Source organism: Comamonas sp. C24C (assembly GCF_053345995.1).
The window spans coordinates 245,331-260,649 of record NZ_JBKFBC010000002.1; the positions used below are offsets into that span (position 1 = coordinate 245,331).

At 64.3% G+C, this 15,319-nt stretch carries 16 protein-coding genes; 11 read left to right on the top strand and 5 right to left on the bottom strand.

Going from position 1 to position 15,319, the window contains the following annotated elements; all coding sequences use genetic code 11:
• Positions 1-213: 213 nt before the first annotated feature.
• From gspN to ACLBXN_RS04810, 5 genes are all read left to right on the top strand, one after another.
• Positions 214-1,005 carry a type II secretion system protein N gene (gspN, locus tag ACLBXN_RS04790; protein WP_447611343.1) on the top strand — a complete coding sequence of 264 codons (792 nt, stop codon included), beginning with the start codon at positions 214-216 and terminating at the stop codon, positions 1,003-1,005.
• A 3-nt stretch (positions 1,006-1,008) separates the two neighbouring features.
• Positions 1,009-1,443 (top strand): YbaN family protein, encoded by a 435-nt coding sequence (locus ACLBXN_RS04795; protein ID WP_447611344.1) that lies wholly within the window; start codon positions 1,009-1,011, stop codon positions 1,441-1,443.
• Between the two features lie 50 nt (positions 1,444-1,493).
• Entirely contained in the window at positions 1,494-2,030 is a 537-nt protein-coding gene (gene rrtA / locus ACLBXN_RS04800; protein WP_447611345.1) for a rhombosortase, read from the top strand.
• A gap of 192 nt (positions 2,031-2,222) precedes the next feature.
• A complete protein-coding gene (locus ACLBXN_RS04805) occupies positions 2,223-3,203 on the top strand; it encodes an alpha/beta hydrolase fold domain-containing protein (protein ID WP_447611346.1) in 981 nt (326 codons plus the stop codon).
• A 16-nt stretch (positions 3,204-3,219) separates the two neighbouring features.
• On the top strand, positions 3,220-4,077 hold the full coding sequence (locus ACLBXN_RS04810) for a GNAT family N-acetyltransferase (protein WP_003056855.1): 858 nt from the start codon (positions 3,220-3,222) through the stop codon (positions 4,075-4,077).
• A 310-nt stretch (positions 4,078-4,387) separates the two neighbouring features.
• On the opposite strand, the gene ACLBXN_RS04815 is transcribed toward ACLBXN_RS04810, so the two are convergent.
• From ACLBXN_RS04815 to ygfZ, 4 genes are all read right to left on the bottom strand, one after another.
• Positions 4,388-4,879, bottom strand: coding sequence for a GlcG/HbpS family heme-binding protein (locus ACLBXN_RS04815; protein WP_043007546.1), 492 nt, complete (start codon positions 4,877-4,879; stop codon positions 4,388-4,390).
• A 119-nt stretch (positions 4,880-4,998) separates the two neighbouring features.
• Positions 4,999-5,580, bottom strand: coding sequence for a response regulator transcription factor (locus tag ACLBXN_RS04820; RefSeq protein ID WP_447611347.1), 582 nt, complete (start codon positions 5,578-5,580; stop codon positions 4,999-5,001).
• Entirely contained in the window at positions 5,577-7,070 is a 1,494-nt protein-coding gene (locus ACLBXN_RS04825) for a sensor histidine kinase (protein WP_447611348.1), read from the bottom strand. Before ACLBXN_RS04825 ends, ACLBXN_RS04820 begins: the two co-directional genes overlap by 4 nt.
• A 66-nt stretch (positions 7,071-7,136) precedes the next feature.
• Positions 7,137-8,093 carry a CAF17-like 4Fe-4S cluster assembly/insertion protein YgfZ gene (ygfZ, locus tag ACLBXN_RS04830; RefSeq protein ID WP_447611349.1) on the bottom strand — a complete coding sequence of 319 codons (957 nt, stop codon included), beginning with the start codon at positions 8,091-8,093 and terminating at the stop codon, positions 7,137-7,139.
• A 44-nt stretch (positions 8,094-8,137) separates the two neighbouring features.
• On the opposite strand from ygfZ, the gene mltG reads away from it, so the two are divergent.
• The 6 genes from mltG (at position 8,138) to ACLBXN_RS04860 (ending at position 13,135) form a co-directional block, all read left to right on the top strand.
• Entirely contained in the window at positions 8,138-9,130 is a 993-nt protein-coding gene (gene mltG / locus ACLBXN_RS04835) for an endolytic transglycosylase MltG (RefSeq protein WP_043007538.1), read from the top strand.
• A gap of 89 nt (positions 9,131-9,219) precedes the next feature.
• Positions 9,220-9,909, top strand: coding sequence for a dTMP kinase (gene tmk, locus ACLBXN_RS04840; RefSeq protein ID WP_447611350.1), 690 nt, complete (start codon positions 9,220-9,222; stop codon positions 9,907-9,909).
• On the top strand, positions 9,906-10,931 hold the full coding sequence (locus tag ACLBXN_RS04845; RefSeq protein WP_447611351.1) for a DNA polymerase III subunit delta': 1,026 nt from the start codon (positions 9,906-9,908) through the stop codon (positions 10,929-10,931). Before tmk ends, ACLBXN_RS04845 begins: the two co-directional genes overlap by 4 nt.
• Positions 10,932-11,020: 89 nt before the next feature.
• Positions 11,021-11,377 carry a PilZ domain-containing protein gene (locus tag ACLBXN_RS04850; protein ID WP_003056839.1) on the top strand — a complete coding sequence of 119 codons (357 nt, stop codon included), beginning with the start codon at positions 11,021-11,023 and terminating at the stop codon, positions 11,375-11,377.
• A gap of 202 nt (positions 11,378-11,579) precedes the next feature.
• Complete coding sequence (locus ACLBXN_RS04855; RefSeq protein ID WP_211455796.1) at positions 11,580-12,410, top strand: TatD family hydrolase; 831 nt, start codon at positions 11,580-11,582, stop codon at positions 12,408-12,410.
• On the top strand, positions 12,407-13,135 hold the full coding sequence (locus tag ACLBXN_RS04860; RefSeq protein WP_043007531.1) for an ankyrin repeat domain-containing protein: 729 nt from the start codon (positions 12,407-12,409) through the stop codon (positions 13,133-13,135). The genes ACLBXN_RS04855 and ACLBXN_RS04860 overlap by 4 nt, the downstream gene beginning before the upstream one ends.
• A gap of 111 nt (positions 13,136-13,246) precedes the next feature.
• Here the strand turns inward: ACLBXN_RS04860 and msbA are convergent, their stop codons facing one another.
• Positions 13,247-15,103, bottom strand: coding sequence for a lipid A export permease/ATP-binding protein MsbA (gene msbA, locus ACLBXN_RS04865; protein WP_343677794.1), 1,857 nt, complete (start codon positions 15,101-15,103; stop codon positions 13,247-13,249).
• Between the last annotated feature and the right edge of the window lie 216 nt (positions 15,104-15,319).

A 15,319-nucleotide genomic window follows, 5' to 3' on the forward strand; every position in this document is an offset into this window, starting at 1 on the left:
GCGCCGGCGCTCGGCGATGCCGCAATCCAGGACAAGGTGATTGCCGGTGCCAATGCTGCCTATGACCGCTTTGGCAGCTTGCTGGAGCGCTATTTTCCGCAGCCTGCAGCCATCGATGCCTGAACACTGTTGCGTACCGTGGTAGCTGGAACGCATTGGCGCAGAAGCGGCCACTCAAGGCCTCCAACGGTCGGCTCGCCATGGCGCTGGGCCATGGCCGGAGGGCTGCTCGGCGGCGCGCTGTGCTTGCTAGCCTTTTTTCCCGCACACTGGCTTGCGGCCCAGGTCGCCATGGCGAGCGGCCAGCGCATCGCGCTGCAGGACGTGCGTGGCTCGGTCTGGAAGGGGTCCGCAGTGCTGATGCTGGCGGGCGGAGCGGGAAGCCATGATGCGCAAGCCTTGCCGGGGCGGTTGAGCTGGAGACTGCATCCGGCCCGCAGCAGCGAGGCGCAGGGCCTGCGCCTGCAGGACTGGGGTGTTGGCGTCGCTGTTGAGCATGCTTGCTGTCAGCGACAAGCGGCGCAGCTGCGCTGGCTGCCCTTGAAACGGGTGTTTCAGCTGTCAGGGCTGGACTGGCAGCTGCCGGCCCAGCTGCTTGCGGGCCTGGGGACTCCCTGGAACACGCTGGGCCTGGACGGCCAGCTTCAGCTGTCCTCGTCCTTTCTTCAATGGCCCGAGAGCATGGAGACTGACTCCATGCAGGGGCGTCTGGAGTTGAAGGCCTTGTCGCTGTCTTCCCGGCTCTCCACACTGCGCCCGCTGGGCAGCTATCGCATGGCACTTGCCGCTCAGCGCGCAGACGCGGGTCCGGTCTTTGAGCTGCAGACGCTGCAAGGTGCGCTGCAACTGAGCGGAAAAGGCCAGCAGCTTGCGGGTCGGTGGCGCTTTCAAGGACTGGCCGGGGCCGAACCCGGACAGGACGCGGCGCTGGCCAATATATTGAACCTGATAGGAAATCGCGGCGGCGATATCGCATGGAGTATCGTGCGCTCTCCGCCTCCCTGATCCATGACAGAACCATCCTCATCCGCCGACTTCCCGACCCCAAGGCCGGAAGCATTGCATAAGCGCCTTTCCCTGCCCCTGCGTTGTCTTTTGACGGTCTTCGCTGTTCTTTGCGTGATATTGGGCCTGATTGGTGCCGTGGTGCCCGGCATGCCTACGACCGTGTTTATCCTGATGGCCGCCTGGGCGGCGGTACGCAGCTCGCCCAGGCTTCACGGCTGGCTGTATGCCCACTCCCTGTTCGGCCCGATGTTGCGAAACTGGGATGATGGCGGGCAGGTAAGCCGTCGCGTCAAATGGATGGCCAGTGCCAGCATGGTGTTCAGCTCTGCGCTGATCTTTCATGTCGCCGAGAACCCGTGGCTGAGCGCGTCGGTGGTGGCAGTCATGGCCTGCGTGCAGATCTGGCTGTGGCTCAGGCCCGAGCCCCAGGCATGAAGTCCGGCCCGGTAGCTCTCTCACCGAGGCAGTGTGCGCTGCTGATGTGCATGCTGATGGCGTTGCTGCAGGCCCTGCCTGCTGCATGGCGAGGACTGCTGCGCTATGAGACAGCGGCACTTGCCGATGGGCAATGGTGGAGGCTGCTGTCGGCACACTGGGTGCACCTGAGCTGGGCTCACGCCGCAATCAATGCCTGCGGCTTGCTGCTGTGCTGCTCTTTCGCGGATGCCAGCTGGACGGCAAGGCGTCTGCTTGCCTGCATGGGCTATCTGGCCGTTCTGGTCTCTTTGCTGTTGTGGTCCACCTCGCCTCAGGTGAGCGACTATGTCGGCATGTCGGGCCTGCTCTACGGACTGATTGTCTGGATGCTCCTGCCGCAGGTCCTGCTTCACCGGGATCCCGCGGCCGCCACCGTGCTGCTGCTTGTCATGGGCTGGCTGGCCTGGCAGTCCTGGGTCGGCCCCGATCTGCGCGAACAGAAATTGATCGGTGGCTATATCGTCACCCAGGCGCACTGGTTCGGACTTCTGGGCGGAATCCTTGGCGCATTGAACAGCTGCCGCAGCCAGTTGGTTCAGCGATGAACCGCTGCCGCGAACTATCAGCCGCGATGCGATGTTGCCCACCTTGGCCGATGCCTTGAGCCTGCCGCCAGCATGGGCAGGCTCCCTGGAACGTCTGCGACGGTATCGATTCCGAACAATTGTCAGCATTGGCCTGCAGACTTCGGAGTTGCAACGCACAATGCCATCCTGTGTTTTTTTACCGTCGTGATCATGTCCGATTCTTCTGCGGCTTTGCCAGCCAGTCTGACACCATCCATGCGCGATGTGCTGCGTCGCATGGAGCGGGCCGCGCGCACTCCCATGCACGAGCTCGGCGCGGAAGCTGCCAAAGCGGCCTATGAGGCTGGCGCCGGCGTGCTTGAAATCCCCAAGCAGGCCTTGCCTCGTGTGGAGGAGCTGCAAATTCCTGCACGCGACGGCGCGCAGCTGCCGGCCCGCCTCTATGCGCCTGTGAGTCGCGATGAAGCCCCCGCCGCGGGCCTGCCTGTGCTGCTGTATCTGCACGGCGGCGGCTTTACCGTAGGCAGCGTGGCCACGCATGATGCGCTTTGCCGTCAGCTCGCGTATCTGGCGGGTTGTATGGTCGTGTCGCTGGACTATCGCCTGGCGCCGCAGTTCCGGTTTCCCGTCGCACATGACGATGCCTGGGACGCGCTGCAGTGGCTGGCAGCCCATGCGCAAAACCTGGGGGCGGACGGCAGCCGCCTGGCTGTCGGTGGCGACAGCGCCGGCGGTACGCTGGCGGCAGCCTGTGCCATCGAAGCACGCAACACCGGCCTCAAGCTGGCCTTGCAACTGCTGATCTATCCCGGCACCACGGCGCACCAGGACACCGACTCCCATCGCCGCTTTGCCCATGGACTGGTGCTTGAAGAGGCTTCCATCACCTGGTTTTTTGCGCAATATATCGCCAGGCGCCAGGACCGCGAGGATTGGCGCTTCGCTCCTTTGCTGGCACCCGATGTCGACGATGTCGCACCTGCCTGGATAGGTCTGGCAGAGTGCGACCCCCTGGTGGACGAAGGCGTGGAATATGCTGACAAGTTGCGCATGGCGGGCGTGGCCGTGGATCTGGAAATCTACAAGGGCGTGACCCATGAGTTCGTCAAGATGGGGCGCGTGATTGCCGAGGCGCGTCAGGCGCACCGGGACATGGCGCAAGCCTTGCGCGGCGCGTTTGGATTGAATTGAAACCAGAGTAAGAACTATGAATCGACAGGACTTTCGCAGCTTTACGCGTATCGAGGTGCGCTGGGCCGAGGTGGACGCGCAGAAGATTGTTTTCAATGCCCACTATCTGATGTATGCCGATGTGGCCATCACCAACTACTGGCGCCAGCTGGCCATCCCCTATGAGGCCGGCTTTGCATCGCTGGGCGGCGAGCTCTTTGTAAAAAAGGCCAGCACGGTCTATCACGGCTCGGCCACTTTGGGCGATGTGCTGGATGTCGGCATCCGCTGCGTCAAACAGGGCAACACCTCGCTGCAGTTCGAGGCAGGCATCTTCCGCGGCATGGAGCTGCTCAACACCGTGGAGCTGATCTATGTCTTTGCCGATGCGGCGACGCAGACCCCCAGGCCCGTGCCTCAGGCCATGCGGGATCTGCTCACGGCCTATGAAGCAGGGCAGGAGGTCGTCACGCTGCGCTCGGGCAGCTGGAACGACCTGGGGCGCGACGCCGAGCGCCTGCGCCTGGCCGTGTTTGTGCGCGAGCAGGGCGTACCGCGCGAGATCGAGATTGACGAGCTCGACCCCGTGGCGCGTCATGTGGTGCTGTTCAATGGCCTGAACCAGCCCGTGGCCACGGGCAGGCTGGTCAGCGATGCGCCGGGCGTGGGGCGTATCGGCCGCATGGCCGTGGATCGCAGCGTGCGCGGCGGTCGCTGGGGGCGTATGGTGCTCGAGAGCCTGATGGATGCGGCGCGCGATCGCGGCGACAAGGAAATCGTGCTGCACGCGCAGCGCCATGCCGAAGTCTTCTATCTGCGCGCAGGCTTTACGCCGGTAGGCGAGCCTTATGAGGAGGCCGGTATTCCCCACATCACGATGCGCAGAGTGCTTTGATACATCTGTTTTGATAGCTTGAAACGCTTTATCTGCAAGTGTTCAAGCCCGATTTGATGCTTGATGCAAAGGAGCGTCCATGGCAAGAATCATGACCGTCCTCTGTCTGATCGGGGTGGCGGCCGCTGCCTATGTGGCTTATCGCTACGGGGTGTTCTGAACTCGATCGGGCGAGGCCAGGGACAGAGGTAGCCGAGCGGCTGAAGGAGAGCGCAACCCGCTGGCGGGAGCGCTCTGCGGCGGCCTGCTTCGCAGGCCTTGTCGCACGCAGGCTCGAACTCTTTTCGTTCTCATCTGCGTGCTGGGGGCATTACTGCAACTGATCCTTCAGCGCGGTGATGGCCTTCTGGGCGCAGGCTTCGTCCAGATGGCCGCCAGGCGCACCGGCCACACCAATGGCACCAATGGTTTCATTGCCGATCTTCAGGGGCACGCCGCCGCCCAGTACCAGGAAGCCGGGGATATTTGCCATGCCGGCTGCATCGGGATTGGACTGAATGGCCTTGGCGATGCCGCTGGTGGGGTTGCGCGACGACGCCGAGGTGAAGGCCTTGGCGCGCGAGGCTTCGACGGTATGAGGGCCGGCGCCGTCGGCACGCACCATGGCCAGCAGCACTCCCGAGCGGTCCAGCACCGAGGCGCTGACGTTGTAGCCGTCGGCGCTGCAGGCCGCCACGGTCTGCTGGGCCAGCTGCAAGGCAGTGGCGCTGGCGATGCTACGGGTGGAAACGGTGGCTGCGGAAGCGGCGGCGGCGGCCAGGGTCAGGGTGCAGAAGGCGATGTTGCGCAGGCGTTGGTTCATGTCAAAGCTCCTTGTGGATTGGGGTGAACAAGCGATGACAGAACTTTAAGAAGGGCTGCTTTCGGCGCCCATTCGCAAGGCAACGGATGGCCATCGGTAATCCTACCGAGTCTGGCCGCTTACAAGGCTGCAGTCAGCAGCAGTCTTGTCTGTTCTGCGACCGAGCCAGTACCCAGCTTTTCGGCCAGCCTGGCGCGGTGTGTGTCCACGGTACGCACCGATATATCGAGCGCCGCTGCGATCTCCTTGCTGCCCAGGCCCTTGGTGATCAGCTCCAGCACCTCGCGCTCGCGCTCGGTCAGGCCGCGCAGGCTTTGGCGGGCTTCGTTGCGCTCGGCCTGCTGGTCAAGCCGTGCCTGCGCCGACTCGATGGCCTGCAGCAGGGTCTGCTCTTCGATGGGCTTGGTCAGAAAGTCGGTGACCCCCGCCTTGAAGGCACGGCGGCAGGCATGCAGATCGCCGTGGCCGGTGATCACGATCGTGGGCCAGTCCACGCCCTGTGCCATGAGCTGTTCGTGTAGCTGCAGGCCCGACATCATGGGCATGCGCAGGTCGGTGATCAGGATGCCGGGCTGGCTGCGGTCCAGATGGGCCAGGCAGTCGGCGGGAGATTCAAAGCAGGTCACGGGCAGCTCATAGGTCTGCAGCAGCAGATGCAGAGCATTGCGCACCGACGGGTCATCATCGATCAGATAAATCATGCGGGCAAATCGGTTCCATCCAGCGGCAGATGCATGACAAAGCGGGCGCCATGCGGGCCGGGCACATATTCCAGACGGCCGCCCATGCGCTCCATCAAGGTGGCGCACAGCGGCAGGCCCAGCCCCATGCCGTCGGACTTGGTGGTGAAAAACGGCTCGAAGATGCGCTCTGCCGTGGCCGCAGTCATGCCCGGGCCGTTGTCCTGCACCACGAGCAGGGCCTCGCCACCGCTTTGCTCCAGCGTGATGGCGATGGCGGCTTGCGCATCCTGCGCCTGGCCAAGCGCATCGAGCGCATTGCGCACCAGATTGTGCAGCACCTGCTCCAGCGCCACCGGGTCGGCCCAGGCGCTGCAGGGCTGCAGCGGTGCCTGCCAGCGCAGCGCCACCTTGGCCTGGCGTGCCGGGCCTTCCAGCAGCAGCAGGGCCTGATCGACGACCTGGGCCAGATCCAGCCTTTGCGGCTGGCTTGGGGCATTGCTCACATAGCTGCGCATGCGCTCCAGGATGGCGCCTGCGCGCCTGGCCTCGCGCACATTGGCCTGCAGGGCCGTCGCCAGCAGTTCGGTCTTGCCCAGTTCGTGGGCGCGCAATGCGGCCTGGCTCTGGCTGAGCAGGGCGGTGACGGGCTGGGCCAGCTCATGTGCGATGCCCGAGGCCATCTCTCCCATGCCGTTGACGCGCGAGGCATGGGCCAGCTGTGCTTCATTGGCCAGCAGCTGGGCGCGCCGCTGGTGGCGTCTGGCCTGCTGGCGGCTTTGCCAGATCAGATGAGCTGCACCGACCAGCATGGTGCTGATCAGGGTACTGATCAGCACCATGCTCCAGCTCACCAGACTGCGGGGGCGGCTGAGCAGTTGCACCTGCAGAGGCTGGTCATAGCCGGCGAGTGTGAATTCGCCAAATTTGTGGCTTTGCTGCAGCTGTGCAGCGGGCTCCAGCAAGGTGTGGTCATGAAGGCGTATGCGCAGCCCGCTGTCATCGGGCAGGACCTTGTCATCCAGCAAGTGAGAGGAATCAATGCGAACGCAAAGCCAGCCTTCGGGGTCTGCTATCTTTTTGAGAAAAAGATAATGACCCGGGTGCAGGGCGTCAGGCAGGCTGGCGCTGGCTCGCGGTGCCAGCGGAGCGGCAGTCTGCACCACGGCCGGGTCCCGGCAGCTGCCGGAGGCGGGCGTGGCAGCAGTGACCAGCTGGATTTCCTGGACGCGCGGGTAAATGGTCTGCACCGACTGCGCAATATGCTGCAGAGCCGATGACTCCTTGGCTGCATCCAGCGGTGCCACGGCAGTCAGGGCGGTAAGGTGGGCCTTGTGCTGGGCCACCTTCTCCAGCATCTGGCGTTGTACGGTCTGGGTCAGCTGCAACTGCTCCTGCTCCTGGCGGGCATGAGCCTGCCACCACTGCAGGGCCAGGATCAAGGCGCAGAGCAGCCCCCAGGCCAGGGCCAGCAGCCAGCGGTGGCGGTAGTCCGGGGAAGAGTTGCTCATGCGCCGAAGTGTAGCGGTGGCCTGGCTGGCAATGCCGGGTCAGCGGCACTGCGGGCCCGAGGACGCTTAGATATCCGTCAGCAGCTCGTAGGGCAGGGGCAGGACCTGAAGCGCAATGCCCTTGCCTGCATCGGCGCTCTGGCCTTCGGCCAGCGCCGCATGGGCAAACAGATCGTCGCGGGTGGAGGAGGCAATCTGCATGGAAACGATGGCATCCCAGCCGCCTTGCGGAGTTGCTGCTGCCTGGACCACGGTGCCGGTTGCCTGCTCCAGGTCTTCGGCGCTGAAGACTTCCTGGCCCACGCTCAGAGCCTGCTCGGCATGAACCAGATAGGCGCGGCGCTTGAGTGTGCCGCGGAACTGGCTGCGGGCCACCACTTCCTGGCCGGGGTAGCAGCCCTTCTTGAAGTTGACGCCGCCCAGGGATTCGTAGTTCAGCATCTGGGGCACGAAGGCATCCACCACCGGGGCCGACAGCGTGGCCACGCCGCTTCGGACTTCGGACCATTGCCAGAGATCTTCGCTCAGCAGCTGTCCTTCGGGGGCCTGACCCGCAGGGCCGATCCACAGCGCACGCTGGTTGCCTGCAGCGGGGTAGAGCGCCAGCACATGGGCATCGCCTTGCTGGCTCAGAGTCCAGGGTGCGGCTGCCGCGCCCGCATAGTTCTCGGCGGCCTGGCCGGTCAGTCCGTAAAGAGCAAAGTCAGCCGTCGCATCGCTGAGCTTGCACTGGGCGCGCAGCACAAACATGGATAGGCGCTTGAGCGTGGGAGCCAGCAGGCTGCGGTCACAGATCAGCACAATTTCGTCAGCGCTGCGCCTGAAGCCGATGAAGCTGGCCAGCATGCGGCCCTTGGCCGTGCAAAAGGCTGCGAGGCGGGCCTGATCGAACTTGAGCAGCGCGAAATCGTTGCTCAACTGGCCATGGAGAAAGCTGGCTGCGTCGGCGCCAACGGCGCGGATGACACCAAAGTGGGAAATGGGGGTAATGCCGTTCAGGGGCAGCGTCTTGGGCTGGGTCATGGCTGAATTATGATCGTCGCTCTGTGTACTGATGGATCTAGCTTGTGCGTGCCCTTATTCGAGCACTGATATTTTTGCTGCTGCTGGCTGCCCTGGCGGCAGGCGGCGCCTGGTGGTGGCTGAACCAGCCGCTGCAGCTGTCCGAACCCAATCTGGAGCTGGAGATCGAGCCCGGCACCACGCCGCGCGGCGTGGCGCAGAACGTGGTCAAGGCTGGGGTGCAAACCGATGCGCGTCTGCTCTATGCGTGGTTTCGCTTCTCGGGCAAGGACCGCGCCATCAAGGCCGGCAACTACGAACTGAGCACCGGTCTCACACCTTATGTGCTGTTGCAAAAGCTGGCGCGCGGCGAGGAAAGCCTGCGTGCGCTGACTCTTGTCGAAGGCTGGAACTGGCGCCAGGTGCGAGCGGCGCTGGCGCGTGAGGAATTCCTCAAGCAAGACAGCGCAGGGCTCAGCGACGAAGCCGTGATGACGGCCCTGGGCCGGGTGGGCGTGCCGCCCGAAGGCCGTTTCTTCCCCGACACCTACACCTATGCCAAGGGCAGCTCGGACATGGCCGTGCTGCGCCGTGCACTGCACGCCATGGATCGCCGTCTGGCCGATGCCTGGGCCATGCGGGCGGCCAATACCCCGCTCAAATCTGCCGATGAAGCCCTGACCCTGGCCAGCATCGTGGAAAAGGAAACCGGCCGCGCTGCAGACCGGGCGCAGATTGCCGGCGTTTTCTCCAACCGCCTGCGCATAGGCATGCGCCTGCAGACCGATCCTTCGGTGATCTACGGCGTGGGGGCCAGCTTTGACGGCAACCTGCGCAAGCGCGATCTGCTGGAGGACACGCCCTGGAACACCTATACCCGTGCAGGCCTGCCCGTCACGCCGATCGCCATGCCCGGCAAGGCGGCGCTGATGGCGGCAGTGCAGCCCGATCAGACCAAGGCGCTGTACTTCGTGGCCAGGGGCGATGGCACCAGCCATTTCAGCGCCTCGCTGGACGAGCACAATAGGGCCGTCAACCGCTACCAGCGCGGTCAGTAAGCAATCCTTGAGGGCGGCAGGTCATGGCCTGTGCCCTGTGTCGAATCAAACAACTGGTGTCGCCATGCGCTGCACTAGAGGAAATATCAGTGAGTACAGCTTTACCCAAGGGTCTGTTCATCAGTTTTGAGGGCATCGACGGTGCGGGCAAGTCCTCGCATATCGAGGCACTGGCCCAGGCTTTTCGCGATCAGGGCCGAGTGGTCACGCTCACGCGCGAGCCCGGTGGCACGCCGCTGGCCGAAAAGCTGCGCGCCCTGATGCTGCATGACGCCATGGACCCGCTGACCGAGGCGCTGATCGCCTTCGCGGCCCGGCGCGACCATCTGGTGCAGGTCATAGAGCCGGCGCTGGCGCGCGGCGAGGTGGTCATCAGCGACCGCTTTACCGATGCCACGTTCGCCTACCAGGGCGCGGGCCGTGGCTTCAGCTGGGAGCAGCTGTCGGTTCTGGAGCGCATGGCGCAGAGCGGCACGGCGCTGCAGGCAGGGCAGGCCCCGGATTTCATGCGCGAGCCCGACATGACGCTCTGGTTTGACCTGCCCGCCGAAGTGGCGGCCGAGCGCCTGGCCACGGCCCGTGTTCCCGACCGCTTCGAAGCCCAGCCCGGCGAGTTCTTTGCCCGAGTGGCCCAAGGCTATGCCGAGCGCGCCCGGACGGCGCCTCAGCGCTTTGTGCGCATCGACGCCCATGCCAGCCGCCATGCCGTGTGGCAGCAGATCATCCAGGCCGTGGTGCGCAAGGGCTGGCTGGCCATCATGGTGGGTAGCAAGCCATGAGTGCACCCGATCTCGAAGCGCCCTGGATCGCCGCACAGCGTGGCCGCTTGCTGGCCCAGCGTGGTCATGCCTGGCTGCTGCAAGGGCCTTCGGGTCTGGGCCAGTACGCACTGGGCCTGTCGCTGGTGCGCGCCTGGCTCTGCGAGCAGCCGTCTGCGCAAGGTGCTTGTGGGCACTGCGCCAGCTGCCATGCCATAGATGTGCGTGCCCATGCCGATCTGTGCGTGCTCATGCCCGAGGTGCAGATGATGGAGCTGGGCTGGCCGCTGCCGGAAAAGGCCCAGGCCGACATCGACGACAAAAAGCGCAAGCCCAGCAAGGAAATTCGCGTGGAAGCCATGCGCGATGCCGTGGAGTTCTGCCAGCGCACCAGCGCGCGCGGACGCGGCAAGGCCGTGCTGGTCTACCCGGCCGAGCAAATGAATGCGATTACCGCCAACGCCCTGCTCAAGACGCTGGAGGAGCCGCCCGGAGACACCCGCTTCGTGCTGGCCAGCGAGGCCGCGCACCAGTTGCTGCCCACCATTCGCAGCCGCTGCCTGACGCACACCATGACCTGGCCTGTGGCGGCCGAGGCCGCGCAGTGGCTGCAGGCGCAAGGTTTGAACGAACCGGATGCCGCAGCGGCCCTGCAGGCTGCCGGCGGTCGACCCGGCGATGCGCTGCGCATGGCGGCGGACGCGGGCAAGGCCGCTGCCTGGGCCCAATTGCCAAGGCAGCTGGCCAAGGGGGATGTGGCGGCGCTGGCGGCTTTTGCGCCGGTGGATGCCGTGCAGGCGCTGCAGAAAATCTGCCACGACCTGATGGCGCTGGCCGGTGGCGGCGAGCCCCGCTATTTCTCGCCTGCCGATCTGCCGGGCAAGCCGCTGCCCATGGCGCTGCTGGCCGAATGGTCGCGCGAGCTGGTGCAGGCGGCGCGCACGGCCGATCACCCCTTCAACGCCGGGCTGATGATGGAGGCTCTGGCCTCCAGGGCGCGGGCGGTGCTGATCTCGGGCAAAGCCGCAAGAGCCGTGCGCTAGGTCATGAAGCACGGTTTGGTCAAAATATTCCCGGGTGTTAACCTCGCCACTACCGCCGCCCGGCTGCCACAAGAATTCCGCTACCCACTATGAACGCAACTACCACCCCTCGTCCCAGCGTGATGCAGCTGGCGATCAAGGAAAAGGCGGCACTGTATGCCGCCTATATTCCGTTGTTCGCCGAAGGGGGGATTTTTGTGCCCACGCAGCGTGACTATCGTTTGGGCGATGATGTCTATGTTCTGCTCACCTTGCCCGACGATCCGCAGCGCTATCCGGTCGCGGGCCGGGTGGCCTGGGTGACGCCGGAGCGTGCTTCCGGCAACCGGACCCAGGGTGTGGGCATCCAGTTTCCCAAGGATGCCAAGTCTGCCGAGCTCAAGGCCAAGATCGAGCAGATTCTGGGCACGGCCCTGAGCTCCGAGAAGCCGACCCAGACAATCTGATTTAGGACTTACGCAAACAAGAACTCAACTACAGCCTGTCTTCTGCGGCAGTCAGCTTGCCTAAACCTGTTTTGCGTAAGTCGTGTGATTTTTAATACTGGCGCGCTCTCACACCAGAGGCGCCGAGCAAGAGCCGTCTCGCAGCGATGGCGTCGTCCCCCGGGGGGAAGCGGCGCAGCCGCTCAGGGGCGGTCCAATTTCTATGTTTACCGATTCCCACTGCCACCTGAATTTCCCCGAGCTGAGCGCCAATATCGCGCAGATCCGCGAGGCCATGGCTGCCGCCAAGGTCACGCGCGCGCTGTGCATCAGCACGACGATGGAAGAGTTTCCCGAGGTGCACCAGCTGGCGCTGGACTATGACAATTTCTGGGCCACCGTGGGCGTGCACCCCGATACCGAAGACATGACCGAGCCCAGCGTGCAGGATCTGGTGGAGCGCGCCGCGCTGCCGCGCGTGGTGGCGATCGGCGAGACCGGGCTCGATTACTACGGCATGGAAGACCGCAAGGGCGGTCGCACGATTGCCGATCTGGAATGGCAGCGCGAGCGTTTTCGCACGCATATCAAGGCCGCGCAGATCACGCAAAAGCCGCTGGTCATCCACACCCGCAGCAGCTCCGACGACACCCTGGGCATTTTGCGCGAGTGCGGCGAGGCCGATTCCGGCACCCAGGCCGGCGGTGTCTTTCACTGTTTCACCGAAACCGCCGAAGTGGCCCGTGCCGGTCTGGACATGGGTTACTACATCTCCCTGTCGGGCATCGTGACCTTCAAGAATGCCCAGCATCTGCGCGATGTGGCGGCCTTCGTGCCGCTGGACCGGCTGTTGATAGAAACCGACAGTCCCTATCTCGCGCCCGTGCCCTACCGAGGCAAGACCAATAATCCTTCCTACGTGCCTTTTGTGGCCAGGCAGATTGCCGAGGTGCGCGGCATTTCCATCGAGGAGGTGGCTGCTGCCACCAGTGCCAACTTTGACCGCCTGTTCAAGGGCGTGACCTTGTCCGTGAACTCTGGAGCGAGTGCATGAGTCTTTTTGCTGCCCCATCGATTGCATCGTCATTGAACCGCCGCCAGAGCCTGCGCTGGGCGGGGGCTGCTGTCGTCGGGGTGGCGGGCCTGCCAGGGCTGGCCCTGGCCAATGACTACGAGGACTATTCGCGGGCGCTGGTCAGCGACAACTCCAGTGCCATGGTGAATCTGATCTTTCGCGGCTTCAACGCCAACACCCTGGACTCGCGCGGGCGGCCGGGGCTGGTGGCGGCTTTGCATCAGGACTCGCTCAAGGTCTTTGACGTGCTGCTCAAGGCTCCGCGCATCGATGTCAATCTGGCCTCACGCCAGAACGAGACGCCGCTGATGATGGCCTGCATCAAGGGCCACCTCGATATCGTGCGCGAGCTGATCAAGCGCGGCGCCGACGTGAATCGAGAGGGCTGGGCGCCGCTGCACTATGCGGCCTCCGCCGATACGCCGCAGACGCTGGAGATCATCAAGCTGCTGCTCGAAGAAAGCGCCTATATCGATGCTGCATCGCCGAACGGAAGCACGCCGCTGATGCTGGCCGCCCAGTACAGCAGCGAAGCCGTGGTCAGGCTGCTGCTGCAGGAGGGAGCGGACGTCACGCTGCGCAACCAGCGCAATATGACGGCAGCGGACTTCGCCAGGCTGGTGGATCGGCAGTACATGGTCGATCTGCTGGGCAAGGCGCTGCAGCATGAGCGCCGTACCCAGCCCCCGCGCGGGAGCTGGTAGCGGACGGGTTCAGTACCGGGCTAGCTATTTTGATAGCTTCTAGCGCCCAATGAAAAAGGACTTCAGGGCCATTTGACTCTGAAGTCCTTTATTTATATGCGGTAGCAGCTCTTAAATTTGAGGCTCGCCAGGGGTCGAGCTGCGCACCTGGTTGTGCAGGCGGGCGTAGAGGCCGCCCAGTTCCATCAGTTGTTCATGCGAGCCTTGCTCGGCAATCTGGCCGCGCTCCATGACGACCACGCGGTCCGCATGCTCGATGGTGGACAGGCGGTGGGCAATCACCAGCGTGGTGCGGCCCTGCATCAGTCGGTTCAGCGCCTGCTGGACCAGTCGCTCGGACTCGTTGTCCAGTGCCGAAGTGGCTTCGTCCAGGATCAGAATCGGCGCGTCCTTGTAGAGCGCGCGGGCAATGGCCAGGCGCTGGCGCTGGCCGCCTGAGAACTGGCTGGCATTGTGGCCCACCAGGGTGTGCAGGCCCTGGGGCAGATTGCGCACGAAGTCGCCCAGATTGGCGGCCTCCAGAGCGGACCAAACGCGGGTTTCGTCAATATCCCTGCCCAGAGCCACATTGGCCGCGACGCTGTCGTTGAGCATGACCACGTCCTGGCTGACCATGGCGAACTGCTGGCGCAGCGTGTTCAGGTCCCAGTCGGCCACGGGAACGCCTTCCAGCAGGATCTGGCCGCTGGTGGGCGAGAAAAAGCGGGGCAGCAGATTGACCAGCGTGGTCTTGCCGGCGCCGGACGGGCCGACCAGGGCCACGACTTCGCCGGCCTTGACGTCCAGGCTCAGGTGCGAGAGGGCCGGAGCCTTGTCCGGGCCGAACTGCACGCTCACATCGCTCAGCTGCAGTGCGCCGCTGACCTTGGCGGAGGGCTTGAAACTGCCGCCTTGCTCGTCGGTGGAGCCTTCGAGCAGGGCCAGGCCACGCTCCAGTGCGGCCACGCCACGCGTGATGGGGTTGGCCACATCGGCCATGCGGCGAATGGGCGCAATCAGCATCAGCATGGCCGAGATGAAGGCGGCAAAGCCGCCCACGGTCACATCCTGCACGCTGGCCGAGCCGATGGCGGCGCCACCTTCGCGGCTTTGCCACAGGGCGATGCAGAGAATCACCGACAGCGCAATCGCCGCCAGCACCTGGGTCAGCGGCGTCATGGCGGCCGAGGCGATGGTGGCCTTGGTGTTCAGGCCGCGCAGCTGGCGGCTCAGCTCGCCAAAACGCGACTGCTGCGAAGCCTGTGCGCCATGCAGGCGCACCATGCGGTGGGCCAGAACGTTCTCCTCCACCACATAGGCCAGTTCGTCGGTGGCCGTCTGACTGGACTTGGTGATGCGGTACAGGCGGCGCGACAGCGTCTTCATGACCCAGGCCACGCCGGGCACCATGAAGGCCACGATCAGCGTGAGCTGCCAGTTCAGATAGATCAGATAGCCGAGCAGGGCGATCAGCGTGAAGCCGTCGCGAGAGATGCTCATCATCGCCTGCACCAGTTGCTGGGCACCGGTCTGCACCTCGTAGACGATGGTGTTGGACAGCGCCGATGCCGATTGCCTGGAAAACAGGCTCATGTCGGCGGCCAGCAGGCGCTCGAAGAGTTTCTGGCGCAGACCCAGCATGCCGTCATTGGTAATGCGTGCCAGCGCGTACTGCCCCGTGAACTGGGCCAGGCCGCGAATCACGAACAGGCCGATCAGAAACACGGGCACCGTCCACAGCGGCAGCGACCCTGCCGTGAAACCGCTGTCGAGCAAGGGCTTGAGCAGCGCCGGCATGGCAGGCTCGGTCGCCGCACCCACCAGCGTGGCAAAAATGGCCAGACCCCAGGCCCAGCGCTGGCCCGAGAAATAAGGCGTCAGGCGCTTGAGGCGCTGCATCAGCGGCAGATCGGATGGATGGGCGGGGACAGCTGGAGCGGGAGCGGCCTTGGCGGTCTCGCTCGGCGATGGGGACGGTGTGGCTTGCATAAGCGCGTGATTTTAGGGCTTGTGCTTTTGGAGTCCGCACGGATCTCAATAGATGAAATTTGGGATGAAGTTGTAACCAACTATGCCTGTTTGAATATAAAGCGCAAGCCTGCGGCAGAATTGGTCCGGGGCTTGTCTCTGCAGACATGCAGACTCTGGCATGCTCCCGATCTGAAAATTTTGTGGCACTTGCGTTTGATCACCCTACTGAGCACG